This window comes from Microbispora sp. NBRC 16548, assembly GCF_030268985.1.
Taxonomy (GTDB): Bacteria; Actinomycetota; Actinomycetes; order Streptosporangiales; family Streptosporangiaceae; genus Microbispora; species Microbispora catharanthi.
Genome location: NZ_BSSF01000077.1, coordinates 1 through 478, shown reverse-complemented (window position 1 = coordinate 478; position 478 = coordinate 1). Strand labels below are relative to the sequence as shown.

Here is a 478-nt window from a genome sequence, read left to right as displayed (position 1 = left end):
GCCCCGCCGAAGAGCGGTTCGGTGAACTGCCGGTTGACCAGCAGGTCCATCCGCCGCGCGGCCCGGACGTCCTGCGGAGAGGCAGTCACCGGCACGGTCGGCGACATGTTGAGCGTCACCCCGACCTCCTGACCGGGTCTGGCCATCTCCCGCAGGCGCGCGACGGCCAGACCGTGGCCGAGCAGCAGGTGGTGGGCCGCGGCCAGCGCGCCGTGCCCCTCCTTGGCGCCCGGCGCGTGCCGGCCCTCGCCGTAGCCGACGATCGACGAGCAGTACGGCTCGTTGAGCGTGATCCAGTTCGAGACCGACTCGCCGAGGGCGTCGTACATCACCTCGGCGTAGTCGGCGAAACGCTCGGCGGTGTCGCGGACCCGCCAGCCCCCGCGGTCCTCCAGCGCCTGCGGCAGGTCCCAGTGGTAGAGGGTCACGTACGGCTCGATGCCGCCCTCGCGCAGGGCGTCCACGAGCCGCCGGTAGA

General features: G+C 72.8%; 1 protein-coding gene. It reads right to left on the bottom strand.

Annotated features, from left to right (window positions below; translation table 11 throughout):
• Positions 1-478, bottom strand: a 478-nt coding sequence (locus QSK36_RS43100) for a family 1 glycosylhydrolase (protein WP_285786447.1), incomplete at both ends; no start/stop codon positions are given.